Source organism: Leucobacter sp. VD1, from assembly GCF_037150695.1.
Lineage (GTDB): Bacteria > Actinomycetota > Actinomycetes > Actinomycetales > Microbacteriaceae > Leucobacter.
Genome location: NZ_JBBCPO010000001.1, coordinates 586,327 through 611,966, shown reverse-complemented (window position 1 = coordinate 611,966; position 25,640 = coordinate 586,327). Strand labels below are relative to the sequence as shown.

The 25,640-nt window shown below is 68.0% G+C and carries 23 protein-coding genes; 10 read left to right on the top strand and 13 right to left on the bottom strand.

The annotated features are described in order from the left end of the window. The first annotated feature begins 315 nt into the window (after positions 1–315). Both WFL22_RS02875 and WFL22_RS02870 read left to right on the top strand, forming a co-directional pair. Positions 316–3,312 carry a hypothetical protein gene (locus WFL22_RS02875; RefSeq protein WP_336991390.1) on the top strand — a complete coding sequence of 999 codons (2,997 nt, stop codon included), beginning with the start codon at positions 316–318 and terminating at the stop codon, positions 3,310–3,312. Further along, on the top strand, positions 3,309–3,836 hold the full coding sequence (locus WFL22_RS02870) for a ribonuclease H family protein (RefSeq protein WP_336991388.1): 528 nt from the start codon (positions 3,309–3,311) through the stop codon (positions 3,834–3,836). The genes WFL22_RS02875 and WFL22_RS02870 overlap by 4 nt, the downstream gene beginning before the upstream one ends. Before the next feature lie 21 nt (positions 3,837–3,857). Here the strand turns inward: WFL22_RS02870 and WFL22_RS02865 are convergent, their stop codons facing one another. From WFL22_RS02865 to rpsB, 8 genes are all read right to left on the bottom strand, one after another. Then, positions 3,858–4,154: an ATP/GTP-binding protein gene (locus WFL22_RS02865; RefSeq protein WP_336651225.1), complete on the bottom strand. Its 297-nt coding sequence runs from the start codon at positions 4,152–4,154 to the stop codon at positions 3,858–3,860. 38 nt (positions 4,155–4,192) lie between these two features. Further along, a complete protein-coding gene (locus tag WFL22_RS02860) occupies positions 4,193–4,795 on the bottom strand; it encodes a transglycosylase SLT domain-containing protein (RefSeq protein ID WP_442918958.1) in 603 nt (200 codons plus the stop codon). 102 nt (positions 4,796–4,897) lie between these two features. Continuing rightward, positions 4,898–5,497, bottom strand: coding sequence for a DivIVA domain-containing protein (locus tag WFL22_RS02855; protein WP_336991385.1), 600 nt, complete (start codon positions 5,495–5,497; stop codon positions 4,898–4,900). Then, a complete protein-coding gene (locus tag WFL22_RS02850; protein WP_336991383.1) occupies positions 5,497–6,414 on the bottom strand; it encodes a phosphatidate cytidylyltransferase in 918 nt (305 codons plus the stop codon). The genes WFL22_RS02855 and WFL22_RS02850 overlap by 1 nt, the downstream gene beginning before the upstream one ends. A 5-nt stretch (positions 6,415–6,419) precedes the next feature. Next, complete coding sequence (frr, locus tag WFL22_RS02845) at positions 6,420–6,938, bottom strand: ribosome recycling factor (protein WP_442918453.1); 519 nt, start codon at positions 6,936–6,938, stop codon at positions 6,420–6,422. 80 nt (positions 6,939–7,018) lie between these two features. Continuing rightward, on the bottom strand, positions 7,019–7,735 hold the full coding sequence (gene pyrH, locus WFL22_RS02840; RefSeq protein ID WP_336651230.1) for a UMP kinase: 717 nt from the start codon (positions 7,733–7,735) through the stop codon (positions 7,019–7,021). Positions 7,736–7,840: 105 nt separating this feature from the next. Beyond that, entirely contained in the window at positions 7,841–8,671 is an 831-nt protein-coding gene (gene tsf, locus WFL22_RS02835; protein ID WP_336651231.1) for a translation elongation factor Ts, read from the bottom strand. A 78-nt stretch (positions 8,672–8,749) separates the two neighbouring features. Continuing rightward, positions 8,750–9,610 (bottom strand): 30S ribosomal protein S2, encoded by an 861-nt coding sequence (rpsB, locus tag WFL22_RS02830; RefSeq protein ID WP_336991382.1) that lies wholly within the window; start codon positions 9,608–9,610, stop codon positions 8,750–8,752. Between the two features lie 321 nt (positions 9,611–9,931). Between rpsB and WFL22_RS02825 the strand changes: the two genes are divergently transcribed. Genes WFL22_RS02825 through WFL22_RS02810 form a run of 4 tightly spaced genes read left to right on the top strand, consistent with a single transcriptional unit; the run spans position 9,932 to position 14,295 of the window. After that, positions 9,932–10,297, top strand: coding sequence for a YraN family protein (locus tag WFL22_RS02825; protein ID WP_336991381.1), 366 nt, complete (start codon positions 9,932–9,934; stop codon positions 10,295–10,297). Beyond that, entirely contained in the window at positions 10,294–11,850 is a 1,557-nt protein-coding gene (locus tag WFL22_RS02820) for a YifB family Mg chelatase-like AAA ATPase (protein WP_336991380.1), read from the top strand. Before WFL22_RS02825 ends, WFL22_RS02820 begins: the two co-directional genes overlap by 4 nt. Beyond that, positions 11,847–13,376 (top strand): DNA-processing protein DprA, encoded by a 1,530-nt coding sequence (dprA, locus tag WFL22_RS02815; protein WP_336991379.1) that lies wholly within the window; start codon positions 11,847–11,849, stop codon positions 13,374–13,376. Before WFL22_RS02820 ends, dprA begins: the two co-directional genes overlap by 4 nt. Before the next feature lie 4 nt (positions 13,377–13,380). After that, positions 13,381–14,295, top strand: coding sequence for a tyrosine recombinase (locus WFL22_RS02810; RefSeq protein WP_336991378.1), 915 nt, complete (start codon positions 13,381–13,383; stop codon positions 14,293–14,295). Between the two features lie 136 nt (positions 14,296–14,431). On the opposite strand, the gene WFL22_RS02805 is transcribed toward WFL22_RS02810, so the two are convergent. Then, positions 14,432–14,968: a M23 family metallopeptidase gene (locus WFL22_RS02805; RefSeq protein ID WP_336991376.1), complete on the bottom strand. Its 537-nt coding sequence runs from the start codon at positions 14,966–14,968 to the stop codon at positions 14,432–14,434. 120 nt (positions 14,969–15,088) lie between these two features. Continuing rightward, entirely contained in the window at positions 15,089–15,412 is a 324-nt protein-coding gene (locus WFL22_RS02800; protein ID WP_017884881.1) for a DUF2469 domain-containing protein, read from the bottom strand. A gap of 98 nt (positions 15,413–15,510) precedes the next feature. Here WFL22_RS02800 and WFL22_RS02795 point away from each other — a divergent pair, with 98 nt between their 5' ends. The 4 genes from WFL22_RS02795 to WFL22_RS02780 are packed head-to-tail and all read left to right on the top strand — an operon-like array spanning position 15,511 to position 22,771. Next, positions 15,511–16,161 (top strand): hypothetical protein, encoded by a 651-nt coding sequence (locus WFL22_RS02795; RefSeq protein WP_336991375.1) that lies wholly within the window; start codon positions 15,511–15,513, stop codon positions 16,159–16,161. Further along, on the top strand, positions 16,158–17,801 hold the full coding sequence (locus WFL22_RS02790) for a DNA polymerase Y family protein (RefSeq protein ID WP_336991374.1): 1,644 nt from the start codon (positions 16,158–16,160) through the stop codon (positions 17,799–17,801). Before WFL22_RS02795 ends, WFL22_RS02790 begins: the two co-directional genes overlap by 4 nt. Continuing rightward, positions 17,801–21,397 carry an error-prone DNA polymerase gene (locus WFL22_RS02785; protein ID WP_336991373.1) on the top strand — a complete coding sequence of 1,199 codons (3,597 nt, stop codon included), beginning with the start codon at positions 17,801–17,803 and terminating at the stop codon, positions 21,395–21,397. Before WFL22_RS02790 ends, WFL22_RS02785 begins: the two co-directional genes overlap by 1 nt. Positions 21,398–21,448: 51 nt before the next feature. Then, positions 21,449–22,771, top strand: coding sequence for a nicotinate phosphoribosyltransferase (locus tag WFL22_RS02780; protein ID WP_336991372.1), 1,323 nt, complete (start codon positions 21,449–21,451; stop codon positions 22,769–22,771). A gap of 172 nt (positions 22,772–22,943) precedes the next feature. On the opposite strand, the gene WFL22_RS02775 is transcribed toward WFL22_RS02780, so the two are convergent. Genes WFL22_RS02775 through WFL22_RS02765 form a run of 3 tightly spaced genes read right to left on the bottom strand, consistent with a single transcriptional unit; the run spans position 22,944 to position 25,551 of the window. Further along, on the bottom strand, positions 22,944–23,219 hold the full coding sequence (locus WFL22_RS02775; RefSeq protein ID WP_336651245.1) for a DUF3039 domain-containing protein: 276 nt from the start codon (positions 23,217–23,219) through the stop codon (positions 22,944–22,946). 32 nt (positions 23,220–23,251) lie between these two features. Beyond that, complete coding sequence (locus tag WFL22_RS02770; RefSeq protein ID WP_336991370.1) at positions 23,252–24,823, bottom strand: hypothetical protein; 1,572 nt, start codon at positions 24,821–24,823, stop codon at positions 23,252–23,254. Beyond that, complete coding sequence (locus WFL22_RS02765; RefSeq protein ID WP_336651247.1) at positions 24,793–25,551, bottom strand: ABC transporter ATP-binding protein; 759 nt, start codon at positions 25,549–25,551, stop codon at positions 24,793–24,795. Before WFL22_RS02765 ends, WFL22_RS02770 begins: the two co-directional genes overlap by 31 nt. Positions 25,552–25,640 lie beyond the last annotated feature (89 nt).

Genomic DNA, 25,640 nt, shown 5'->3' with positions numbered 1-25,640 from the left:
TCGACCACCCACCGCAGACGGCGACGGGCGTATCGAGCGCGACTCTTCACCACAACGCTACCGGAGCTTCCTCGAAGCGGCATGGGTGCGACCCGAGCAGCTCAGAAGTTGGGGGGCTGCGACCGCGGGCAGCAAGCGAAACCGATCGGCCCGTTTCTCAATTCGACTCAATGTTCATCCGAATCCACCCGAGGGTGATTTTTCCCGGATCTCGGTTCACCCTGCCGGTGGGTGCGATAATCTGGACCTCATTCTCCGTGCCGACCCAGCCGCCCCGTCGGGCCCGCACGATCTCGTACGATTCCCGGAGGCCACGTGTCCGAATCAGCTCAGCAGTTCTCCCCTGCCTTCCGCGGTTACAACCGCGAAGAGGTAGACGAGCGCATCGGCTCACTCACCGGCCACATCACCACCCTGCAGTCGCACCTCGAATCGCTGCAGTCGGCGCACCAGCAGGCCACGCATGTCGGCCAGGAGCAGCGACAGCTGATCGCCGAGCTGCAAGACCAGGTCGCCGAACTCGGCGCCACCGGCTACTCCGGGCTCGGGCTGCGCGTCGAGAAAAGCCTCAAGATCGCCGAGGATCACGCCCAACGCCTCATGGCACAGGCCGACCTCGACGCCGAGAAACTGCGTCGCTCCTCAGAAGAAGAAGCCAAGCGGGTGCTCACCCAAGCGCAGAGCCGGGCCGACGAGCTGCTCGCCTCCGCTTCCGAGCAGGCCGAGATCATCATCACAGGTGCGCGCACCGACCTCGCCGAGCAGACCGCCGCTGCCAATGCTGAGCGTGAACGCCTCGTGGCAGAGGCGCGCCGCGACGCAGAGCTCACCCTCAGCTCAGCCGCTCGCGAAGCCGAAACCCAACGCGAAACCGCTCACCGTGACGCGCAAGCCGAACTCGCGGCAGCCCGCGCAGAAGCGGAGCAGCTCACCGCAGACGCGCGAGCCGCAGCGAATGAGCTGCGCGCCGAGACCGAGCGCCACGCTGAGGCATTCGACAGGCAGAAGGCCGAGAGCGAGCGCGAGGCAGAACTCGAGCGCGCCAGGCTCGTGCAGGAAGCCGAGCGCGCCCGCGCCGAGTTCGAAGCCAAGCGTCAGCGCGAAGAGGCAGAACTCGAAGAGCGCTACACCGAGCGTCAGCGCGAGCTGGAAGGCCGCCTCGACGCTGAACGACGCGCCCTCACCACCGAGATGGAGACGCTGCGGGGTCGCATCGCCCAGGAGCGCGCGGAGCACGACAAAGCCATCGCAGCTGAGCGCGAAGCGCACGAGCGCCGCATCGCCTCAGAGCAGCAGACCCACGCCGAGCGCATCACGCAAGAGCGCGCCCAGCACGACGCCGCCATCGCGCGCGGCCTCGAAGCGCAGCAGGCTGAGCTGACAACGCTCGCCGAACAGGGCGCACGCGAGCGCGCCCGCGCCGATGAGAGCGCTGCTCTCGACCGCGCAGAGGCCCAGCAGCGCCTCGAAGCGGAACTTGCAGCGGCGAGCGAGCGCCAGGAACAGCAACTGCGGCAAGATCTTGAAGCCCACCAGGCACGGATCACCGCCGAGCGCGAGGCTCACGAGCAGTCGGTGCGCGAGGAGCGCGACGCTCACGACGAGTCGATGCGTGCCGAGATCGTCTCGCATGAGGCCCGCCTGAAGAACGAGCGCGATGCCCAGGAGGAGCGTCTGTCGGCAGAGCTCTCGGCTCACGTTTCCCGTCTCGCTCGGGAACGCGAGACGCACGAGCAGGCCATCACGCAGGAACGTGAGACCCACGATCGTGAGCTCGCCGGTGAGCGCGAAGAGCACGAGACCCGCATCAACCGCGAGTCGGAGGCCCACGCGAACCGCATCGCCCAGGAGCGCGAGGAGCACGAAGCCCGCATCGCCCAGGAGCGCGCCGAGCACGAGGCCCGCATCGCCCAGGAGCGCGAAGAGCACGACGCCGCCATCGCGCAGGAGCGTGAAGAGCACGAAAGCCGCATCGCCCGCGAGCGTGAAGAGCACGAGGCCCGCATCAACCGCGAGTCGGAGGCTCAGGCAGGCCGCCTCGCCGATGAGCGGGAGCTGCAGGACCGCGAGCTCGCGGCTCAGCGCACCTCGCAGCAGAACCTTCTCGCGACCGAGCTCGAAGCGCATCAGGCCCGGATCACCCGCGAGCGTGAAGCCCACGAGAACCGCATCGGCAGCGAACTCGCCGGCCATCAGGACCGCCTGATCGCCGAGTGGGAAGATCACCGCGGCCGCATCGATGCTGAACGTCAGGCGCACGAGACCGAACTCGCAGACGAGCGCGCGCAGCAGGAGAAGCAGCTGGCTCGCCAGCACGAGGAGCACCGTGCACAACTGGCCGATGAGGCCACCGTGCACGCTGAACGGCTTGCCTCGCAGCTGCGCGAGCACGAGCAGCGCATCGCCGATGAGACCACCGCGGCAGAGGAACGGCTGCGGATCCAGCGCGAAGAAGCTGCCGAAAGCCTGGGGCTGCAGCGCGAGGAGCTTGAGCTGCAGGTGGAGCGCGAGCGGGCGAAGCTTGCGGCCGACATTGCGCGCGAACGCGAGGAGCTCGATCGAGCACTGGCGGCGGCCCGCGCTCAGCACGAGGACGACCTGCGCCGCGAGCGCGAGGCTCAGGCTGCCGCGATCGAGCGCGAGATCGCGGCGAAGCGGGCCGAGGTCACCGAGGAGACCGACCTGCTGCGCACCGACACCGTCGCTGAGCTCGCTGAGCACCGCGCCACGGAGGAGGCGCGTCTCGCGCAGCTGCGCAGCGAAACCGAGGACGCGGTGCGCGCCCTGCGCGAGCAGATCGACGCAGACACCCTCGAATTCAGCACATCTGCGACACAGCAGCGCGAAGCTCTCGAACAGGATCTCGCTGCACGCCAGCAGGAGGCCGCCGAGGCGTCTCGCCGAGAGATCGAAGCCACCCGCGCCGAGTTGTCGGCACTGCGCGAGCAGCTTGAGGAGGGACGCGCCGAGTACGAGCGCATCACCACTGAAGCCGCCCAGGACGCGCGCAACGTGCGTGCCGAGGCAGAGCGTCACGCCGCTGAGATCATCGTCGAGGCCGAGCAGCGCGCTCAGACCACCTTCGCAGCCGCCGAAGACCGCGCGACGAAGGTGCTCGCGGCTGCCGAGGACCGCATGACCCAGCTGAAGGTCGAGCGCGGCGCCGTGGCCCGCTACTTCGAGAGCCTGGGTGAGGTGCTCACCAACGCGCAGAAGATGAGCAGCGTCGCGGGCCGCGTGGTTGAGCAGCCGCTCACGCCCGCCACCGATGAGGCCCCCCAGCAGGGTGCAACCGGGGGCGAGCAGGCGTGACGCTCACCGCTGCGGCCGACGGTTCAGCCCTCGGCAATCCGGGACCTGCCGGCTGGGCTTGGGTGATCGACGGTGAGCAGTGGCGGGCTGGCGGATGGCCCCGCGCTACAAACAATCAGGGCGAGCTCATGGCCGTGCTCGATCTGCTGCACGCCACCGCTGAACGCGCCGACGAGGCGCTCCTGGTGCTCTGCGACAGCCAGTACGTCATCAATTCGCTGACGCAGTGGATGGCGGGCTGGAAGCGGCGCGGCTGGCGCAAAGCCGATGGCAAGCCGGTGCTCAATCGTGAACTGCTCGAACAGCTCGACGCTGCGCTCACGGGGCGTGACGTGCGCTTCGAGTGGGTGAAGGGCCACGCCGGTCACCCCCTCAATGAGGCGGCGGATCAGCGTGCTCGTGCTGCCGCACTCGCGTTCCAGGAGGGCAGGCAACCCGACCGCGGGCCGGGCCTCGGCGGTGCGTCGAAGCCGACGCCTGAGGTCGATGTGGCGGCGCCTCCCGCTCCCCCGACACTGTTCTGAGCGGGGTTCACGGGGGCTCGCTCAGGCCGACTGCCAGCAGTAGCTGTGGTAGTGGCGTCTGTCGCGCACGGCTGCTTCGTCGCCGAAGAAGTGTTCGGCGTTCCAGGCGACGATGTGCGCCTGCCCCGGGGGCACCTCATTGGCGCAGATCGGGCAACGGTAGCTTTTCTCCGCACGGTGCGCCGGAATCTCCCGCACGAACCATTCCTCGCCGCGGCGAGTTTCTCGTCGAGCGCCGCCGTACGCGAGGCGGGTGACATCGCGGGGCGGAGTTGCGGCTGCGCGAGCGTACTTGTTGACGCGCCTGCTACGCGCCACGCTGCGATCCTGCTCGCCGCCCCAGCTTCACCGGTGACTCACCACCAGTGGTTGGAGGTCCAGAAGGCGTAGGCCCCAGCCCAGCTGCCGTACCGCCCCACCGCGTAGCCGTTCGCCCATCGCAGGTTGTCGACGGGGTTGTAGCCGCTGCCGGGCACCTTGCTGCACGGGTTGGCCTGGATCAGACCGCAGGCACCCGAGCTGGCGTTGGTGGCGTTGGGGTTCCAGCCACTCTCCTTGGAGGCGATGTAGTCGACGTAGCCCCAGTCGCTCTCGGCGATCCCGGCGGCCGCCATCCACTCGGCCGGCGAGCCGCCGCCGGTGTACCGGGGCGGGGCTCCCGCTGCCGTCTTTGCAGGCGACGATGCTTCTGCGGCCTTCTTCGCGGCGGCGGCTGCTTCTTCAGCCTTCACGCGCTGCTGCTCATCCTGCGAGAGCTCGGCCGGCACCTCAGCGTAGACGAGATCGGCTTCAGGAGCTTCGCTCGGCACAAACTCCTGGTGGATCCGCTGTTGGAAGGCCATAGATTCTGCGTCGGCAGGGGCACTCGGCATTGCCAGCGGAGCCACGACGGCTCCCCCGAAGATGCCGGCAACCGCGATCACCGCGACGGGAACCTTCAGACGGGACCAGCGGGACACAGAGGCGGAGGCAGAGTTCACGGCAGACACAATGTAACGATTCTATCTCAGACTGTCGGGTCGTTCAATGAAAATGGCGGATCCGATGGCACAGGCCGTGCATCACCGCGTGGCGAGAATCAGTTCGACAACCGCATCGAGCAGGGCATCCACCTGGTCCTCGTCATAGCCGCGCCACTGAGAATGAAAGACGACATCCCTCACTTCAGCGGGAGACAGACCGAGCTCACGCCGCTCAAACATGTCGAAGACCCTGTCGAGAAACGCATCGACCTGTGAGCGCCGATATCCCGTGGCGAACAGGCCGCGCCGGCGGAATCGCTTGCCGCGGGGCCGCTGCATGCGCCCCCGCACCTCGGAGAGCAGCTGACGGGTCTCATCCCACCAGGCCTCCTCACCATCGGCGCGCACCCGAGCCCGGCGTTCACGCTCGAAGAAGACCTCTTCAAGGCGATCCATGGCTGCGTCGACGTAGCGCGAGGCGTAGCCGCCGCGTTTCACGGCGAAGGCGGTACGACGCACCTCGTCAGCCGTCAGAGGCTCTTCGCCTGCGCCCTCGTAGGTTGCGCGAGCCCTGTCGAGAAAGGCGTCGACCTGCTCAGGCTGATAGCCGAGCTGGGATCCGGTGGCGGTGGGGAATGACGCGTGCACCGCACCATTCTTGCGGACCGACCGCGCGGGCTGCTGTGAAGGCTCTGTCATCACACCATCCCCAGCGCCAGTGCCACGCCGTAGACTCCGACGGCCGATGGCAGCAGGGAGTCGAGACGATCGAGGAAGCCTCCGTGCCCCGGAATCCAGGAACTCATATCTTTCACTCCCAGGTTGCGTTTGATGAGCGACTCCGTCAGATCACCCATCGTCGCGGTAAGCAGCACCACCACGCCGAGAATGATTCCCACCCACCAGGGCTGCTGCAGCGCGAACACGGACACCCCGACACCCGCGGCCGCAGCGACAATCGCTGCGCCGGCGAAGCCCTCCCAGGTCTTGTTCGGGCTGATCCTCGGCGTCATCTTGTGCTTGCCAAGGGTCACACCGGCGGCATACGCACCGACGTCGACCGAGACGACCACGAGCACCAGCGCGAACACCCACCACTCTCCCCCGTCGGCGGCCACGAGCAGCACGGCAAAGGACGCGAGAAAGCCGACATAGACCAGGGTGAACAGGCCAGAGAAGACATCGCGCACCAGCGTTCGCGGCGGAGTCTCCCACGCGGGCACCAGACCCTCGATCAGGCGCCACACGGTAAGCAGGGCCGAGCCGGCGAACAGCCCCAGCAGCATGCCCTCGGCACCCCAGAAGAAGGCACCGCCCACCACTACGAGCCCGCCGAGCACAACGCCGATCCGCGGCACCCGACGACCAGAAATTCGGAAGGCCGCAGCAAGCTCAACGAGGGCGACAGCCACAATCGCCGCGACAAGGAGCACGAACACCTGCTTCACCAGCAGCAGGCTCGCAAGGAAAATCCCAGCAAACACAAGGCCGGAAAGCACCGCGAAGAACAGGTTGCGGCCGGCCCGCGCCTCGATTCTGGCATTCGTCGCTTCAAGCTGCGCGCGCTTGCTCTCAAGCGCGCTGCGCAGCTCGTCGCGTCGGTCAGAACCTGTCATGGAGACTAGACCTCGAGCAGTTCGGCTTCTTTGCGCTTGAGCGCTTCATCGACCTGATCGATGAACTGCTTCGTCACCGATTCGAGCTCCTTCTCAGCGCGAGCCACCTCGTCTTCACCGATCTCGCTCTTCAGCGCGTCGAGATCGTCTTTGCCGCTGCGGCGCACGTTGCGGATCGCCACACGCGCATCCTCGGCACGCCCCTTGACGATCTTGACGAACTCCTTGCGGCGCTCCTCGGTCAGCTCGGGAAGCGACACACGGATCACGGTGCCGTCGTTGTTCGGGTTCGCGCCAAGGTTCGGCATGTCGCGGATCGCCTGCTCGATATCCTTCATCGCACCCTTGTCGTAGGGGGTGATGATCAGACTGCGGGCGTCCTGATTCTGCACCGACGCGAGCTGCGACAGCGGGGTGGGCGTGCCGTAGTAGTCGACCTGCACGTTCTGCAGCAGCGAGGGATTGGCGCGGCCGGTGCGCACCGTGGCGAAGCCCTCCTTCGCGGCCTCGACAGCCCGGGTCATGCGGTCCTTGACATCGACGAAGACCTCTTCGATCACGGTGCTCTCCTTCTGAAACCTTCTGAAAACGCTCTGATACCAGCTTAGCGGTGCACCAGGGTGCCGAGCTGCTTGCCTCGGATCGCCTCGGTCACATTGCCAGCCGGCTCCATACCGAACACGCGCATCGGCATCCCGTTGTCCATGCACAGGCTGAACGACGTCGAATCGACCACCTTGAGACCGCGCACGAGGGCGTCGTTGTAGCTGATCTCCTCGATGAGCGTCGCGTTGGGATCCTTGTTCGGGTCGGCGGTGTACACACCGTCGACGCCGTTCTTCGCCACCAGCACCTCATCGGCGTGGATCTCGAGGGCACGCTGCGCAGCAACGGTATCCGTAGAGAAGTAGGGCAGGCCGGCGCCCGCGCCGAAGATGACCACGCGCCCCTTCTCAAGGTGGCGGATCGCGCGCAGCGGGATGTAGGTTTCGGCAACCTGCGTCATGGTGATGGCCGACTGCACCCGGCTCGACACGCCGGCCTGTTCGAGGAAGTCCTGCAGAGCGAGCGCGTTCATCACGGTGCCGAGCATGCCCATGTAGTCTGCGCGGGCGCGGTCCATGCCGCGCTGCGAGAGCTCTGCTCCGCGGAAGAAGTTGCCACCGCCGACAACGACAGCCACCTCGGCGTCGTCCATCGCAGCAGCGATCTCGCGGGCGATCTGACTGACCACATCGGGGTTCACTCCGAGCGTGCCACCACCGAAGGCCTCCCCCGACAGCTTCAGCAGCACTCGGCGCTTGCGTGCGGTCTCAGTCATAGGGGTTCTCCTTCGCTCGGTGGTCTGGTAGGTAGCTTATGGGGTGGCTGCTGGACGCAGCATAAGGGCCCGGGTCGCAATTGCGACCCGGGCCCAGGAAGACGCTTAGGCGCCGACCTTGCTGCGGGCAAAGCCGGTTACGGTGATGCCGGCGGCGTCAGCCACCTTCTTGACCTCGCGCTTGTCGGCGTCGAGAGCGTGCACCTGCTCGTTGAGCGCAACCTGCTTGAAGAACGCGGTGAGGCGACCCTCAACGATCTTCGGCAGAGCAGCCTCGGGCTTGCCCTCGTTCTTCGAGATCTCGGTAACGATCTCGCGCTCCTTCTCGACGTCGGCCTCGGGCACGTCTTCACGGCTGAGGTAGACGGGATCGGCGAACGAGATGTGACGCGCGATGCTGAGAGCGGTCTCTGCGTCGTCGCCCTCGTACCCTACGACCACGCCGATCTGCGGGGGCAGATCCTTCGAGGTCTGGTGCAGGTAGATGGAGGTGGCGGGTGCCTCGACACGCGAGACCTTGCGCAGCTCGATGCGCTCACCGATAACGGCGGCCTCATCGGTGATCAGCTCGGCAACAGTCTGGTCGCCGGCGGGAGCCGCAAGGGCTTCCTCGGCGTTCTTCGCACCGGCGGCGACCACGGCGTCGAGCACGCGGTCGGCAAGCGCGAGGAACTTCTCGTTCTTCGCAACGAAGTCGGTCTCGCAGACGAGCTCGATCATCGTGGCAGCGCCTTCGCTCTGCTTGGCAGCGACGAGGCCCTCGCTCGCCTCGCGGTCGCCGCGCTTGGCGACGCCCTTGAGGCCCTTGAGACGCAGGATCTCGATCGCCTTCTCGATGTCGCCTTCAGCTTCGACGAGCGCGTTCTTGCTGTCGACCATGCCGGCGCCGAGACGGTCGCGCAGTTCCTTCACAGCGGCCATGCTCACTGCAGCCATGTGTGACTCCTTCTTCTGTCATCCTGCGCCCCGCGAGAGAACGCGGGGCGCAGGAACATCAAACGTTGTGGTGTGGGCTTACTCGGCGGCGGGGGCCTCGGCGGCGGGCGCCTCCTCGGCGGGCGCCTCAGCAGCGGGAGCCTCCTCGGCAGCAGCCTCGGTGGTCTCGGCGGAAGCGTCGGTGTTCAGCAGCGCGACCTCCCACTCGGCGAGGGGCTCAGCAGCAGCCTCAGCACCCTCGGCGGGCTTCTGGTGGCGCTCCATGAGGCCCTCGGCCACGGCGTCGGCAATCACGCGGGTGAGCAGAGCCACCGAGCGGATCGCGTCGTCGTTGCCCGGGATCGGGTAGGTGACCTCGTCGGGATCGCAGTTGGTGTCAAGGATCGCGATGACGGGGATACCAAGCTTCTGCGCCTCGTCGATGGCGAGGTGCTCCTTCTTGGTGTCGACGACCCACAGAGCGGAGGGGGTCTTGCCCATGTTGCGGATGCCGCCGAGCGACTTCTGCAGCTTCTCGAGCTCGCGCTTCTTGAGCAGCAGCTCCTTCTTGGTGAAGCCGCTGGTGGTGCCCTCGAAGTCGAGCTGCTCGAGCTCCTTCATGCGCTCGAGGCGACCGGTGACGGTCTGGAAGTTGGTAAGGAGGCCGCCGAGCCAGCGCTGGTTCACGTAGGGCTGGTTCACGCGGGTCGCCTGCTCGGCGATCGCTTCCTGTGCCTGCTTCTTGGTGCCGACGAAGAGCACGTTGCCGCCGCGGGCGACGGTGTTCTTCACGAAGTCGTAGGCGGCATCGATGTAGCCGAGCGACTGCTGCAGGTCGATGATGTAGATGCCCGAGCGCTCGGTGAAGATGAAGCGCTTCATCTTCGGGTTCCAGCGGCGGGTCTGGTGCCCGAAGTGGACACCGCTGTCGAGCAGCTGACGCATGGTAACGACGGCCATTGCCGTTCTCCTGTTCTGCGCACCCTAGGGGCACGCGCTTGCGGTTGTTATCGGTCGCGGATGCGACCAGATCCTGGTGCCCCGGGCTCAGCCGCCCCGTGACGTGTGAAACACACGAACGGAGACCGTCGGCTTCGCTCCGCTGTGCGGGCACGCGAAGTCACCTCTTCCGAGATGCATCGTCAAGTGTAGCATCCGCGCTCCGGCATACTCCGCTCACAGCCCGCCGAATACATCGAATTTTCGGCTTCTATCCACAATCTGCCCATTCCGCCTCCGTCGCCCCGCGCTCTCCCGCAGGCTGAGGGCAGGAGGCACCCCATGAACACTTCGACACACAACCAAACACTCGGCGCTCACGGCGAAGCGATCGCCGCCGCGTTCCTCGAAGAGCGCGGCTTCGTGATCCTCGACCGCAACTGGCGCAACCGCTACGGTGAGCTCGATCTGATCGCCCAGGAGGGGCGCGCACTCGTCGCCGTGGAGGTCAAAACACGCAGCGGCGACGGCTTCGGCAGCCCGCTCTCGGCGATCACCGCCCGCAAAGCAAGCCGGCTCAGACGACTCCTGCTCGACTGGGCTCGGGCCCACGACAGCCGCGCACCGGAAATGCGCATCGACGCCGTCGGCATCACCCTCTGCGGCGACAGCACGCCGCGTATCGACCACCTCAGGGGCATCCAGTGAACCGCGCGGTCTGCAGGGCAGCGGCGATCACCCTCACAGGGCTCCAGGGAACCGCGGTAATGGTCGAGGCCGCGGTCTCCCAGCAGATCCCCGGAATGGCGATCATCGGCCTTCCCGATGCCTCACTCGCCGAGGCGAAGCTGCGCGTGCGCTCGGCCACCGCACAACTCGGCATGCCCATTTCGGAGCGTTTCGTCACCGTGAACCTCAGCCCTGCCTCGCTGCCGAAGCAGGGATCCGGATTCGACCTCGCAATCGCGCTCGCAGCGCTCGCGGCGCTCGGGCACCTCCCCGCCGCCGAGCTGTCGCAGATCGCCCACCTCGGTGAACTCGGGCTCGACGGCGAACTGCGCAGGCCCGCCGGGCTTCTGCCCGCGGCCGTTGCGGCACGCGCCCTCGGCTTCCGCAGCGTCATGGTGCCTGAAACGTGCAGCGCCGAGGCCGCGCTCGTGCCCGACCTCGAAGTGATCGCCGTGCCCAACCTGGCCGCCGCGGTGGCCTGGTACCGAGGCGACCGCAGCAGCAGGCGCATCGCGGGCCGGCGCGGCGGCGAGCGCGACCCCGAATCGCTGGATATCGACGATTCCGCCCTCGACATCGCGGATGTCATCGGACAGCCCGAGGCGGTGGAGGCGCTCACCGTGGCCGCCGCCGGCCGACATCATCTCTCGTTGCTCGGGCCTCCCGGGGCGGGAAAGACGCTGCTCGCCTCACGTCTGCCCACGATCCTGCCCGATCTCACCGCGGCAGAATCGCTCACCGCCAGCAGCATCGCCGCCCTGGGTGGTGTGTCGCTGACCACCCTCGTGCGGCGGCCCCCGATGGAGTCGCCGCATCACACCGCGTCGAAGGTGGCGGTGATCGGAGGCGGTGACAGCGGCGGGGTGCGCCCCGGTGCCATCACACGGGCCTGCCATGGGGTGCTATTTCTCGATGAGGCTCCTGAGTTTCCGAGTTCGGTGCTCGATGCGCTGCGGCAGCCGCTCGAATCCGGGTGCATCGAGATTCACCGTGCCCGCGTGCACACGGTGCTGCCTGCGCGCACCCAGCTGGTGCTCGCATCGAATCCCTGCCCATGCGGCAACGCGGGGGCGCGTGACACCGCCTCGGAGTGTCGGTGCTCCCCCAGCCGGCGCGTGAAGTATCTGCAGCGCATCTCCGGCCCGCTCAACGACCGCATCGATCTACGGCTGACGGTGCAGCGCGTTCCGAGCGCGCTGCTCGCCGACACCGGTGCAACTCGTCCGTCAAGCACTGTTGTGCGGCAGCGGGTGACCTTGGCGCGCGAGGCCGCCGCCGCCCGCTTGAACGGAACACCGTGGCACACGAATGCCGAGGTACCGGGCAGCTGGCTGCGTGGGCCGGCTGTGCGATTGCCCCGAGCAGACACCGCGGTGCTCGATCAGGCCTATGCCCGGGGCGCATTGACGCTGCGGGGCTACGATCGCGTGCTGCGCGTGGCCTGGAGCGTCGCCGATCTCTCGGGCCGTCAGCGCCCGGGGCGCGAGGAGATCGCTCAGGCTCTCGCGATGCGGGGCGGTGATCCCCGGTGAGCCCCGGCGATTCGGAGGCCCGTGGGCTGCTCGGGGTCGACAGCGAGGTGCGCGAACGCTTGGCCCGGCTGGTGCCCGCAACAGCTGCAGTGATCCGCACCCCCAACAGCAATAGCGGCGGCGGATCGGGCGCGGCCAGCGACGGGGTCGGTGCTGACGCCGACGCCGCGCTGTTCGCCCGCGTGGTCTGGGCTCGGTTGGTGGAGCCAGGCGATGCTATTGCGGGCAGTCTCGTATCGGCACTCGGCGCAGTGGGTGCGCTCGGGCTGCTGCTCAGCGGTGCTGCGGCGAGCCAAGCCCGCGATGCGGCGATCGCGGAGGGCGGGGTCGAGCTTGAACGAGAAGCGGTGGCACAGGCGTTCGCGCGCTGGCAGTTGCGCCTCGACCGCGCTGCGAGCCTCGGTGATCTCGACCGCGCCATTGCCGCGGGAATACGGCTCGTGGCACCGGGGTCGGCGCATTGGCCGAGCGCGCTCGACGACCTGGGCGCACACGCCCCGCTGCTGCTCTGGGTGCGGGGTGAGGTCACTGCGCTCTCGGCGTTCTCGGTCGCTGTCGTGGGCGCTCGGGCTTGCACGGGCTACGGGGCCGGTGTCACCGCAGAGCTCACCGAGGCGCTGTGCTCGGCGGGCGCGGTGATCGTCTCCGGGGCCGCCTACGGCATCGATGCCGTCGCGCACCGCACCGCGCTCGCTCTCGGCTCCCCCACTATCGCGGTGCTCGCGGGCGGAGCGGATCGGGTCTACCCGAGCTCGCATGGCCCGCTGCTCGCCAGCATTACCGAAGCGGGAGCTGTCTGCTCCGAAATGGTGCCAGGTGCTGCACCCACGCGATGGCGCTTTTTGCAGCGCAATCGCACGATCGCCGCGCTCGCCAGTGCCACGCTCGTCACCGAGGCCGGAGTGCGGTCAGGCTCGCTCAACACCGCCGGGCACGCAGCCGCACTGGGGCGCCCGCTCGGAGCGGTGCCGGGCCCCGTCACGAGCTCAGCATCGGCGGGGTGCCATCGACTGATCCGTGACTACGACGCCGCGCTCGTGACCAGCGGTGCGGATGCCAGAGAGTTCGCGGGGCTGGACTGGGAGCCTGCACTGTTCGCAGCAGCAGTGGGGCCGCCGCGCGGCTCGAGTGCGGCGGGGCCGCTGCGCGGCTCGACAGCAGAGATGCCAGAGATGCCAGAGATGCCGATATCACCGGGGGTATCAGAGACATCATCACCGTCGCAGTCACCGGAGCCGTCGCGGTCACCGGAGCCGTCGCGGCCGAGCAGCGGCTCACCACTTTCATCTGACTCCGCCACGCAGCGGCCACTCGACGCCTCTCGCCAGCCTTCTCTGCATCGGCGAGTCCTCGACGCCCTTCCTTTACGAGGAGCACGCGGACTCCTGGAGATCGCTCGCCTGGCAGGCATCGACGCGCGGGAGGCTCGCGGTGCACTCGCTGAACTGGAACTGCTCAGAACAGTGGAGCGCCGCGAAACGCCGGACGGGTCGGCTCCGCAGTGGGCGCTGCAGCGGCGAGAATGAGCGTATGGAGTTGGCGGCAGCGATCGAACAGTTCATCGCAGCAGTGCGCCTCGAATATGGCTACTCCGAGCACACAGTGCGCGCCTACCAGCGCGATCTGCGCAGCTTCTGCGATTTCGCGGAAGAGTCCGGCGCCCACACGCTCGCCGCGTGCGACCTCGAACTCATGCGCGGGTGGCTCTGGCAACGCCAGCAGCACGGGCTCGCCGCGAGCACGCTCGCCCGCAACGTGGCAACGCTCAAGTCGTTCGGATCCTGGCTGGAACGCCGCCGCCTCGCCCCCGGCAGCCCTGCCTCGCGTCTGCGCGCGCCGAAGAGCCGTCGTGAACTCCCCCGGGTGCTCGCCGATGAGCAGATCACCCGCATCCTCGACCGTGCCGCCAGACTCGCCGAGAGCGGCGACCCCGATCAGCTGCGCGACCACGCCGTGCTCGAACTGCTCTACGCGTCAGCACTGCGGGTTTCAGAGCTCTGCGCGCTCGATCTCGTCGGCGTTGACAGACGTGAACGCACCGTGCGGGTGCTGGGCAAAGGCGGCAAGGAGCGCGTGGTGCCGCTCGGTGCCCCGGCGGCGAGCGCGCTTGGCAGCTATCTCGAAGCCGGGCGCCCAGCGCTCGCAGCGCGCGCCGAACAGCCCGACGCCACCGCCTGCTTTCTCAGCCGGAGAGGCGCACGGCTGGGGAGCAACGCCGTCTACCGTCTGGTCGCGCGCGAGCTCGAACGCGAACCGGGAGGCGGGCCCCGCGGCCCTCACACTCTGCGGCACACCGCAGCTACGCACCTGCTGAACGGAGGTGCCGATCTGCGTGTGGTGCAAGAACTGCTCGGCCATTCCAGTCTCGCCAGCACGCAGGTCTACACCCACGTATCCACGGAACGGCTCGCGGAGAGCTACCGCCAGGCCCACCCCCGCGCTTGAAAGACACGGTGAGCGAAGCATCTCCGCTCCGCCTGCAGGGGTAGCCCGCGGGTGCCACTTGCAGGGGCTGCCTGCAGGTGCCGCAGCAGAGGTCGAAAGCGAGATCGAAAGCGAGGTCGCAGGCGAGGATGCACGATCACCAGGGCAACAGCTCCGGCCGACTGCGGAAGTAGCGCAACGGATTCACGTACTCGCCTCCCACCCGCACCCCCAGGTGCACGCACTCCTGCTGGCAATGACCGCCGCCCGACACCTCGCCGAGCAGGGCACCGGCGGCCACCCTCTCTCCCGCCACAAACCCGCTGCGCACGGGCTCCAAAGAGTAGACGATCCCGTCACCCGCCCGCACCGAGACCACTGGCCGATCCACTACTGTGCCCGAAAAGGTCACCGTTCCTGAGGTCGGCGCCACCACAGTCATTCCCACGGCAGCGGCGAGATCGATGCCCCGATGGCCAGAGCCGTAGCGGTGTGGCGGGGGCCGGTACGGGCCCGTCACCTCCAGGGACCCGAAGGGTGGAATCCAGAGCGTCGGTGCACGCGCATTCCAGACTGCGGGCGCACCGCCACTGTGCACGACCGATGTTTCGAGTGTCGGCCCGCCCGCGCCCGCGCTCGTGGAAAGCAGGGGAAGCGCGAGAAGCACTGCGAGTGAACGAGCGAGGAGAATCATGCTCCGACTCTCGCACTCCGCTCGGGCCAGCGAGACCGTGCGCCGAGATCTGTGGATAACCAGGCCATCTGGCACGCGCCTGCGCGGTTGTGAGCGGAGTCTCCGCCACACCAACGATTGTTACTCGTCGAGCGACAGCTCCTGCGGCAGTTTGAACTCGCGAGCTGAGAGTTCTTCGACATTCACGTCTTTGAAGGTGAGCACTCGCACCGACTTCACGAAGCGGTCGGAACGGTAGACATCCCACACCCAGACATCGCTCATCGACAACTCGAAGTAGAAATCACTGCCGGCGTCTTGCCGCTTCAGATCGACCTCGTTGGCAAGGTAGAAACGGCGCTCGGTCTCGACGACATAGCGGAACTGGCTGGCGATGTCGCGGTACTCGCGGAACAGCGACAGCTCGGCCTCGCGCTCGTAATCGTCTAGCTCGTCCTCGTTCATCCCTCCCATCCTACGCGGTCTTGGCGGGTGCCCCGATCCAGCTTCACGATGGGCGCGCCAAGGTTGACTTATTCGAACATATGTTCGAACATTGCTGCATGAATCCCGCCGCGACCGTTCGCTCGCTGCAGCAGCGCATCACCGAGATGCAGCCCCTGCGGCTCGACGATCGCGCACTCCCCACCACCCCGGGCTTGCGCCCCCTCCTGCCGGGCGGGGCTCTGAGCAAAGGGGCCAGCTATGCGGTGCACGGGTCGATGCAACTCGCGCTCGCACTGTTGGCCGAGGCCTCTTCAGCAGGATCATGGTGCGGGGTGATCGGCTGCCCCGGGTTCGGCGCCGAGGCGGCAGCCTCGTTAGGTGTTGCGCTCGACCGGTGCGTGCTCGTCCCTGATCCGGGAGCTGACACCCTGGGGATCGTCGGCGCACTGAGCGAGGTGCTCACCGTGGTGCTGCTGCGCCCGCCGTCGCGCGTGCGGCCTGGCGAGGTCGAGCGCATCTCGGCCAAGCTGCGCGAGCACGGTTCCGCGCTGGTCGCGATGGGCGACTGGCCTCGGCCCGAGAGCACACTCAGGGTGACCGAGTCGCGGTGGCGCGGGCTCGGCGAGGGTCACGGTCTGCTCAATGAGCGCGAGCTCACCGTGCAGACGCTCGATCGACGGGGCCCGGCTCGCCACACCGTACGGTTCGCGGGCGGCGCCGTAGCTGATCCCGCCCTTCCCGAGATCCGCAGGCTGGTGCCGCGATGAACGCCACTGTCGATCGGGCGGCGCCTGGCACCGCAGAGCGAATCATCGTCTTCTGGGTTCCCGACTGGCCGGTGCACGCCTACCTGCGCGAACTGCAGGGCACCGCGCAGGAACCACCACCCTCCCCCGCCATCGCACTGATCGCGAATCGGCGGGTGGCCGCATGCTCGGAGGCCGCTCGCGCGGAGGGTGTGCGGATCGGCCTGCGGGAGACCGAAGCCCAGTCACGCTGCCCGTCACTCGTGGTCACGCCGCATGATGCCGAGGTCGATGAGCGCCGCTTCGCCCCCGTGCTCGCCGCAATCGAACAGCTCATCCCTGGGGTCGAGCCCATTCGAGCGGGCCTCTGCACGATGCGCGCCCGTGGTGCGGCGAGATACTACGGGGGCGAGCAGCCTGCGGCCGAAGCCGTGCTGAAGCTCGCCGCGCAGCTGGGGCTGCCGGGGGCGCGCATCGGAATCGCCGATGGCCGCTTCGCTGCAGAGCAAGCAGCGCGCGCGGCCGCCACCGAGCCGGGCCTCTTGGCACCCTCCGAGGGGGTCCGCATCGTACCGGCTGCAGCCGCAGCAGCATTCCTCAGCGGGCTTCCCGTGGCCCGCGCCGCCGACCCTGCCTTCACCGAGGTGCTGCACGGCCTCGGCATCCGCACGCTCGGGGCGCTGGCGGCACTGCCAGAGGACGCGGTGCGGCAGCGCTTCGGGCCGCAGGGCGTCGCCGCCCACAGGCGGGCTTCAGCCGCAGGCCCACAGCACGGCTCAGAGCTGCGGCCACGCACACCGGTGCGCGAGCTCTCCGTGGAGCTCGCGCTGGAACCTCCCGTCGCACACGCGGAGCAGCTGGCCTTCGCGTGCATGACCCTCGCCGAACGCTTCATATCGGGGCTCGCCGAGGAACGCCTCGTCTGCACCGCGCTGCGCGTCGAGCTCACCGACGACATCGGTGTCAGACACGAACGGGTGTGGGCCCACCCGCATCGCTTCACCCCGGCCGACGCCGTCAATCGGGTGCGGTGGCAGCTGGCCGCGATGCCCACCGCGCCTGAGGGCGTCGAGCACGGCCGAGAGGGTGCCGGGATCGGCCATGTGCGTCTGTCACCGGTACACACCGACCGCGCCGCCGCGCACGAACCCGGGCTCTGGAGCACTGAACCAGACACCCGCGTGCACCATCACCTCAGCAGAGTGCAGAGTCGGCTCGGACACACGAGCGTGGGCACGATCGCCCTCACCGGTGGCCGCCTGCTCACCGACAGGCAGAGCTTCATCCCGTGGAGCACCGACAGGCCAGGGCGGCGTGGGGCGCGCGGATCCGCTGCCGATCCCTGGCCAGGCTCGCTCCCGGGGCCTGCGCCGACCCTCGTCTTCCCCGCGCCGCTTCCCGCAGAGCTTGTCGACGACACCGGCAGTGCCGTGGGTGTCGACGATGAAGATCTGCTCACCGCCAGACCGACTCAATTGCGGGTGAACAGCACTGCCCTCTCAGCGCTCGTCTGCGGCTGGTCGCCGCTCTGGCCCCTGCGAGAACAGTGGTGGCGAGGGTCGCCCCCACGATTCCGGCTGCAACTGCAGCTCAGCGACGGAGACGCCTGGCTGCTGCTGCACGAGGGTGGGCGCTGGCACGCGGAGGGAAGGTACGACTGATGAAGTGGCAGAACTCACCCCTGCCCTGGCAGGAGTTCGAGCGGCGGCTCTCGGGCCGAACCCCAGCCCAGCCCTCGGCTGAGGCGACGCCGACAGCCACCGCAGACAGCGCACCAGCGGCCGGTGCACCAGCCCCGCCAGGGCAGCCAAGGCATGCACCGCAGCAGCGCAGCTCACCGGCTGTGCCGCAGCAGCGCAGCTCACCGGCTGTGCCGTACGTCGAACTGCACGCACACTCCCACTACAGCTTCCTCGACGGCGCGTCGTCGCCGGAACAGCTCATCGAAGAAGCCACACGGCTCGAACTCACCGGTCTCGCGATCACCGACCACGACGGCCTCTACGGCGCGGCGCGCTTCGCGGAGGCCGCCGAAGCGCAGGCCAGACAAGACGCTGCGGCCCGCGAGGAACAGCCAGAACAAGCTCAACAAGCTCAACAAGCTCAACAAGCTGCACGATCCCCGCTCCTCACCGTCTACGGCGCCGAGCTCTCCCTGGGGCTCGACGTGCCCCAACTCGGGGCTGCCGACCCCGCGGGCACCCACCTGCTGGTGCTCGCCCGCGGCCCAGAGGGATATCACCGGCTTGCCGGAGCGATCACCGAAGCCCAGCTCGCCGGCGGCGAGAAGGGCCGCCCGGTCTACGATCTGGAGGCGCTCGCTGAGGCTGGGCGGGGCTACTGGGCGATCCTCACAGGCTGCCGCAAGGGTGCCGTGCGTCGCGCGCTCGGCTCCGCGCCCGCCGCGATCCCGCCGCACCGGGTCGACGACACCGCCGCCCTGGCAGAACTCGATCGCCTCACTGCACTCTTCGGCTCCGACAGCGTGTATGTCGAGCTGAAGCACCACGGGCACCCCGGCGACGACCCCCTGAACGACAGACTCGCAGCGCTTGCCGCGCAGCGCGGCCTCCCCACTGTCGTCACCGGCAATGTGCACTACGCCTCCCGCACCCACGCTCCCCTCGCCGAAGCGATGGCCGCGGTGCGTGCCAGGCGCAGCCTCGACGAACTCGATCCGCACCTGCCGGCCACCGGGGCCGCCCATCTGCGCAGCGGCGCCGCGATGATGCGCCGCTTCGCCAAGCACGCCGACGCCGTTGCACGCACGGTGCCGCTCGCACAAGAACTCGCGTTCCCACTCAGGGCCGCACGACCCCGGCTCCCGCAGCTCAACCTTCCCGCTGGCAGCACGCAGATGAGCTGGCTGCGCAGCCTCGTGTGGGCGGGCGCCGAACGCCGCTACGGCCTGCCCCTGCCCGAGAGCCATCGCAGCAGAATCGAGCAAGAGCTCGCCGTCATCGAGCAGAAAGACTTCCCCGGCTATTTCCTCATCGTGCACGACCTCGTGCGTGAGGCGCGCGAGCGGGGCATCCTGTGCCAGGGGCGCGGATCGGCCGCGGGTTCTGCCGTCTGCTATGTCCTGGGCATCACCGCGGTCGACGCCATACGCTACAACCTGCCGTTCGAGCGATTCCTGTCGAGCCTGCGCGACGAAGAGCCAGACATCGACGTCGACTTCGACTCCGAGCGGCGCGAAGAGATCATCCAGTACGTCTACGAGAAGTACGGCAGACGCAATGCGGCGCAGGTCGCGAACGTGATCAGCTACCGTCCCAAGGCCGCGATCCGCGACGCCGCCAAAGCGCTCGGCTACAGCGCGGGCCAGCAGCGAGCCTGGACCAAAGCCCTGGAGCGCTGGAGCGGTATCGATGACGACCCCGCGAGCCCGATCCCGCCACCCGTGCAGCAGCTGGCCAGGCAGTTCATGCGCGCCCCGCGCCACCTCGGTATCCACTCGGGCGGCATGGTGCTGACCGAGCGCCCCGTGGGCGAGGTCTGCCCGATCGAGCACGCACGCATGCCGGGCCGCACGGTGCTGCAGTGGGACAAAGACAGCTGCGAAACGATGGGCCTCGTCAAGTTCGATCTCCTCGGTCTCGGCATGCTGAGCGCGCTGCAGAAGACCATGGACATCATCGCAGCGCACACGGGCGAAGAGTGGACCTTCGACACCATCCCCAAGGAAGAGCCAGGCGTCTACGACATGCTGTGCCGCGCCGACGCGGTCGGCGTGTTCCAGGTGGAGAGCCGCGCACAGCTGAACACCCTGCCGCGGCTTCTGCCCCGCCGGTTCTACGACCTCGTGATTGAAATCGCGCTCATCCGCCCCGGGCCGATCCAGGGCGGAGCCGTGCACCCTTACCTGCGACGCAGGAGCGGTGAAGAGGCCGTGAGCTACCCTCATCCCAAGCTCAAACCGGTGCTCGAACGCACCCTGGGCGTGCCGATCTTCCAAGAACAGCTCATGCAGATGGCCGTCGCCGTCGGCAACTGCTCAGGCGAAGACGCCGACCTGCTGCGCCGCTCCATGGGGTCGAAGCGCGGACAGGAGCGCATGGACAGCCTGAAGGCGAAACTTTTTGCCGGGATGCGCGAGAACGGCATCGGCGATGACGATGCGCAGCGCCTCTACGAGCAGATCGAAGCCTTCGCCAGTTTCGGCTTCGCCGAAAGCCACTCGCTCAGCTTCGCGCTGCTCGTCTACATCAGTTCGTGGTGCAAACTGCACTACCCCGCCGCATTCCTCGCCGGGCTGCTGCGCTCGCAACCGATGGGGTTCTACTCCCCCCGCGAACTCGTGCAGGATGCACGGCGTCACGGCGTCACCGTGCTGCCTCCCGATGTGCAGTATTCGGAGGCACAGGCCGATCTCGAAGCCCTCACGCGCCCCGATCAGGCCCGCGGCTCCGGCTCCGGCTCCGGTTCCGGCTCCGGCTCCGGCTCCGGCTCCGGCTCCGGCTCCGAAGCCTGTCTTGCGCATATCCAGCCGCCTGTGGGAGATTTCGTCGCGGGATCCCCCGACACGAGCGGCACCCACCGCCGCGACGGCCCCTTCGCGGTGCGTTTGGGTCTCACCGGAATTCGGGGCATCGAAGCCGAAACCGCCGAGCGCATCGCCCGCGCACGCAAGCAGGCGCCCTTCGTAGACCTGGCCGATCTCGCCAGGCGGGCAGACCTCGACCACAGCAGGATCGAAGCCTTGGCCTCAGCGGGCGCGTGCGAGAGCCTCGGCATCGGCCGTCGAGAAGCGCTCTGGGCGGCCGCACCGGCCGCTGATAACCGGGAACGATTCCTGCCAGGCATCGCCGTGCACGTGCAGCCGCCGTTGCTGCCCGTACTGGCACCCGCCGAACAGACCGCACTCGACATGTGGAGCACCGGCATTCCGCTCGCGATGCACCCACTCGCCCTGCTGCGCGACTCGCTCGATGCGCGCGGCGTGGTGCGTTCGGATCGGCTGCGGCTCACCCGTCCAGGATCGATCGTCGAGGTGGCAGGCCTGGTGACGCACCGGCAGCGCCCGGGCACCGCCGGCGGCATCGTCTTCGTGACGCTTGAAGACGAAGCCGGCAGCGTCAACGTGGTGACCTGGCGCGACGTCTGGCTGCGCAACAGACTCGTAGCGCGCTCTGCTCCTGCGCTCGTGATCCGCGGCGCGGTCGAACGTTCGCCCGAGGGGGTGATCAATGTCATCGCAGAGTCCTTCGAACCACTGGCGGCGCCCGCAGGAATCACGTCCCGAGATTTCCGTTAGCGGCGTACACGGTGCCCGCAGAGGTGGCGCGTCACCGGCTATGCTGACGGCGTGCACACGTCAACGGCTCTCCTCACCGATCACTACGAGCTCACGATGGTCGACGCCGCACTGCAGGCCGGCACGGCCCACCGCGGCAGCGTCTTCGAGCTCTTCGCACGGCGCCTCTCGGGTGCGCGCCGCTACGGCGTGGTCGCGGGCACCGGCCGCCTGCTCGACGCCATCGAACGTTTCCGCTTCGGCGACGCCGAACTCGAGTTCCTGCGCGAGCGGGGCATCGTGAGCCCCGCCACCCTCGACTGGCTGAGCAACTTCCGCTTCTCGGGCGATATCTGGGGCTACCCCGAGGGCGAGGTCTTCTTCCCAGGATCCCCCGTCATCACCGTCGAATCGAGCTTCGCCGAGGGTGTGCTGCTCGAAACCCTCGCACTCAGCATCCTCAACGCGGATTCCGCGGTCGCCACCGCGGCGTCCCGCATGAGCCACGCATCGGCAGGCAAACCGCTCGCCGAAATGGGATCGCGGCGCACCGGCGAGTACAGCGCTGTTGCCGCTGCCCGATCCGCCTATCTCGCAGGGTTCAGCGCGACCTCCAACCTCGAAGCCGGGCGCAGCTACGGCATCCCCACAATGGGCACCGCAGCCCACAGCTTCACCCTGCTGCACGACAGCGAACGGCAGGCCTTCGAAGCGCAGATCGCCGCTCTCGGCACTGACACGACACTGCTCGTCGACACCTACGACATCGAGCAGGGCGTGCGCACCGCCATCGAGGTCGCAGGCCCAGAGCTCGGCGCTGTGCGCATCGACTCCGGCGACCTGCCCATCGTCGTCGCGCAGGTGCGTCGACTGCTCGACGAACTGGGCGCTACGCGCACCCGCATCACGGTCACGAACGACCTCGACGAGCACACTGTCGCCTCGCTCGCCGCATCACCCGTCGACAGCTTCGGGGTGGGCACCTCGGTCGTCGTCGGATCAGGCACCCCCACGATGGGCATGGTGTACAAGCTTGTGGCGCACGAGAACGAGTCTGGCGAGTGGATCGCGGTCGCCAAGAAGTCGGCGGAGAAAGCCTCCGTCGGCGGGCGCAAGAGCGTGCGCCGATGCTACGACGCGCGCGGCACCGCCACTGCCGAACTCATTCTGCTCGGCGACGGCCCCGGCGGCGAGCCTGAGGGCGAAGACCTCGCGGGCGCGACTCGCGAGGTGCTCGCACCGCTCGTGCGCTCGGGTGAGATTCTGCCCGAGCACGTAGGCGCCGAGGGGCTTGCTGCCGCCCGCGAGCGGCACCGCATCCGCGTCGCAGAGCTGCCGCCTGTTGCCCTGAGCCTCACGCGGGGCGACCCCGCGATCCCCACTGAATACCGCTGATCCACACGCATCACGCGAGCAGCACCACCAGCACGGTCAGCGCACATCCACACGCGAACAGGCCGCCGGTATCGATGACACCGGCGGCCTGTTCGCGTGTGCGCCGACTCAACTCCATCACCGGCGCGACGTCGGTGCCGCGGCATCAGCCGCGGCACCGACCACGCAAGCGCTACTTCTTCATGCGCTCGTAGACCTTCTTGCAGTCGGGGCACACCGGAAACTTCTCGGGGTCGCGGGAGGGAGTCCACTTCTTGCCGCAGAGCGCGCGCACCGGCTTCCCGGTCACGGCAGATTCGAGGATCTTGTCTTTAGGCACGTAGTGGGAGAAGCGCTCGTGGTCGCCGTCTTCGATCTGCGAGTCTTCCAGCAGCTTTTCAAGCTCGCGATCGAGCACATCGGTGCCGCCGCCAACGGTTTCGGGATCACGACGCGAGAACATACCCATGCTCTGATTGTACCTCGGGGCACCGCCGCGCGTTAGTCGAAGATCTGGGTGACGGCGATGAGTTCGGGGCCGCTGCGATCGAAAAGTCGACCACCGATGGCCACGCCGAGCAACAGCACGATCACCCCGTAGCCGATGCCGAAGCCGAGCGCCCACATGTTGCTCCCGAACTCGACGTTCACGATCGCGATGATCGCGTACCAGACGGGTGCCACGACGAGCAGCAGTGCAAGGATCATCGACAGCGTCTGCGCGAGGCCGGATCCCGAGCCCGACCACTGCGGCTGCGAGAAGGGGCTGTCACCGGGCCGGGTCGCCGGGTACGGCATCAGCACAGAGAAGACGCTCGACACCGCACAGGCCACGAGCAGCACGGAGATGTTCATACCGATCACAGCGGGCAGCACTCGCCACTCGCCGAGGATCGTCACGGTAATGCTGGATCCGATGAGAGCGAGCGGCAGACCGATCATGAGTACCGGGGCAAGACGCCCGGCTCGATCCGCCCAGCCTCGAATGCCGCTGGCAACATGCTCCCAGATCGCCGTCGAGTCCATGGAGACGTCGTTGTGCTGCGACCAGCCCAGCAGGAACAGGATCACGGGCAGCGGTACGAGCGCGAGGGGGCGCAGGTCTGCTCCGGCGACGGCGAAGGCGATGAGCATCACGACCGGCGCGACCGGGATCGCGAACAGCGCAACGCGGTAGCGGGGGTCGCGCGCCCAGTAGGTGAGCTGGCGCGCAGCGATCACCTGTGCGGGTCGCGCCGAGAAGCGTTCGAACCAGCCGAGGCCTGCGCGTGCCGTATCGGGGGCTAGCGGGCGATCAATGCGCTCGTTGGAGAGGCGCACGAGCGGGAACCACGCCAGCAGCAGCAGGAGGATCGCGGCCCCCACGACAGCCAGGTGCAACAGGGCCCCGCTGTGGTCGCCTGTCGCTGCAAGAGCCATCGCCCCGAACGGCGCGCCGAACGGTGTCCAGGCCACAGCTGCAGCGGTGCTCGCTGCAGCTGCTGTGCCGTCGGCCCCGAATGCGGTTGCGGCGGCGAACACGGCAACGGGCAAGAAGGCGACGAAGAGCACGACGCCCACGGTGCGGATCGTACCGGCGTTACGGGCTCCGGCAAGGAGTTTGGAGAGCGCCGACACCACGCGCACGGCGCAGAGGGCGAGCAGCGCTGCGAGCAGTAGGGCGGCGGGCGCAATCCACCCGGCCTGCAGCCATTCGGGCCGCACCACGGTGAGTGCGGTCAGCCAGCTCAGCAGCAGCAGGAAGGGCCAGGTCGCGATCGAGGTCACGAGCAGTGCCACGCCGATCGCTCCGTTCCCGACGGGGAACTGCGCGAACTGACGGGGTTCGAGGTTGCGCCGGTTCTCGAAGAACGGCACCACGAACGCGGCGCCCAGCACGATGGCACCAATGATGGTGTCGACGGTCGCGCGCTCCTGCCCCGAGGGTAGCAGACGCGCGGGTGCCACGGCGAGCAGCACTGCGGCGGCACCAAGCAGAGCGTAGAGCAGCCCGGTTCGCAAGCCCTTCGCGGCCGAGCCTCGGAATGCGCCGCCGAGCAGCGCTACTCGGAGTCGGAAGAGCCGTGCAACCATTCGAGCCCCTTCCTGGCGTCGCTCATGCCTGTGAGTTTGGTGAAGCGTTCTTCGAGGCTGAGGCCGTCGCGCACGGCGTCGACGGTGCCCTGCGCGATGACGCTGCCGTCGACAATGATCGAGACGTGGTCGCACACGCGCTGGATGAGATCGAGGCTGTGGCTCGACATTACGACGCTGCCGCCGCCTGCGACGAACTTCTCGAGAATGTCGGTGACGTTCGATGCCGAGACGGGGTCGATCGCTTCGAAGGGTTCGTCGAGCACGAGCACCTCGGGTGCGTGAATCATGGAGCACGCCAGTGCGATCTTCTTCTGCATGCCTGCCGAGTAGTCGGAGACAAGGCGCCCCAGGGCTGATTCGAGACCGAAGGCCTCGGCAAGCTCAGCCGAACGCTGCGCGACCACGCCCTCTGCAACCCCGTGCAGCACCCCGCAGTAGTAGAGCAGCTGCGCTCCGGTGAGGCGATCGAACAGACGCAGCCGATCCGGAAGCGTGCCGATGAGGCGTTTCGCCGCGGGACCATCGCTCCACACATCCACATCGCGCACGCTCACTCGACCGGAGGTGGGGCGCAGCAGGCCACTGATCATTGACAGCGTGGTGGTCTTGCCCGCACCATTGGGGCCGACGACCCCGGTGAAGGAGCCCGCGTGCACCTCGATGGACACCTCGTTGGCGGCGACGAGCGAGCCGTAAGTTTTCGTGAGCATCTCGGTGCGCAGCACGATGGGATTCTGCTCGGCCAGCCGGCCGCGCTCCCTGGCGCGCACCACCGAGGGCACTGGCACTTGAATACGGCCGGTGCGTGGGGCCG

Excerpts from the sequence above, each read along its gene's own strand:
- WFL22_RS02805 (WP_336991376.1), bottom strand. The coding sequence starts at position 14,968 with ATGATTCTCCTCGCTCGTTCACTCGCAGTGCTTCTCGCGCTTCCCCTG.
- WFL22_RS02785 (WP_336991373.1), top strand. The coding sequence starts at position 17,801 with ATGAAGTGGCAGAACTCACCCCTGCCCTGGCAGGAGTTCGAGCGGCGG.
- WFL22_RS02850 (WP_336991383.1), bottom strand. The coding sequence starts at position 6,414 with ATGACAGGTTCTGACCGACGCGACGAGCTGCGCAGCGCGCTTGAGAGC.
- tsf (WP_336651231.1), bottom strand. The coding sequence starts at position 8,671 with ATGGCTGCAGTGAGCATGGCCGCTGTGAAGGAACTGCGCGACCGTCTC.
- frr (WP_442918453.1), bottom strand. The coding sequence starts at position 6,938 with ATGACCCGGGCTGTCGAGGCCGCGAAGGAGGGCTTCGCCACGGTGCGC.
- WFL22_RS02790 (WP_336991374.1), top strand. The coding sequence starts at position 16,158 with ATGAACGCCACTGTCGATCGGGCGGCGCCTGGCACCGCAGAGCGAATC.
- rpsB (WP_336991382.1), bottom strand. The coding sequence starts at position 9,610 with ATGGCCGTCGTTACCATGCGTCAGCTGCTCGACAGCGGTGTCCACTTC.
- WFL22_RS02795 (WP_336991375.1), top strand. The coding sequence starts at position 15,511 with ATGAATCCCGCCGCGACCGTTCGCTCGCTGCAGCAGCGCATCACCGAG.
- WFL22_RS02810 (WP_336991378.1), top strand. The coding sequence starts at position 13,381 with ATGGAGTTGGCGGCAGCGATCGAACAGTTCATCGCAGCAGTGCGCCTC.
- WFL22_RS02855 (WP_336991385.1), bottom strand. The coding sequence starts at position 5,497 with ATGACAGAGCCTTCACAGCAGCCCGCGCGGTCGGTCCGCAAGAATGGT.
- WFL22_RS02800 (WP_017884881.1), bottom strand. The coding sequence starts at position 15,412 with ATGAACGAGGACGAGCTAGACGATTACGAGCGCGAGGCCGAGCTGTCG.
- WFL22_RS02770 (WP_336991370.1), bottom strand. The coding sequence starts at position 24,823 with ATGGTTGCACGGCTCTTCCGACTCCGAGTAGCGCTGCTCGGCGGCGCA.
- WFL22_RS02775 (WP_336651245.1), bottom strand. The coding sequence starts at position 23,219 with ATGGGTATGTTCTCGCGTCGTGATCCCGAAACCGTTGGCGGCGGCACC.
- WFL22_RS02825 (WP_336991381.1), top strand. The coding sequence starts at position 9,932 with ATGAACACTTCGACACACAACCAAACACTCGGCGCTCACGGCGAAGCG.
- pyrH (WP_336651230.1), bottom strand. The coding sequence starts at position 7,735 with ATGACTGAGACCGCACGCAAGCGCCGAGTGCTGCTGAAGCTGTCGGGG.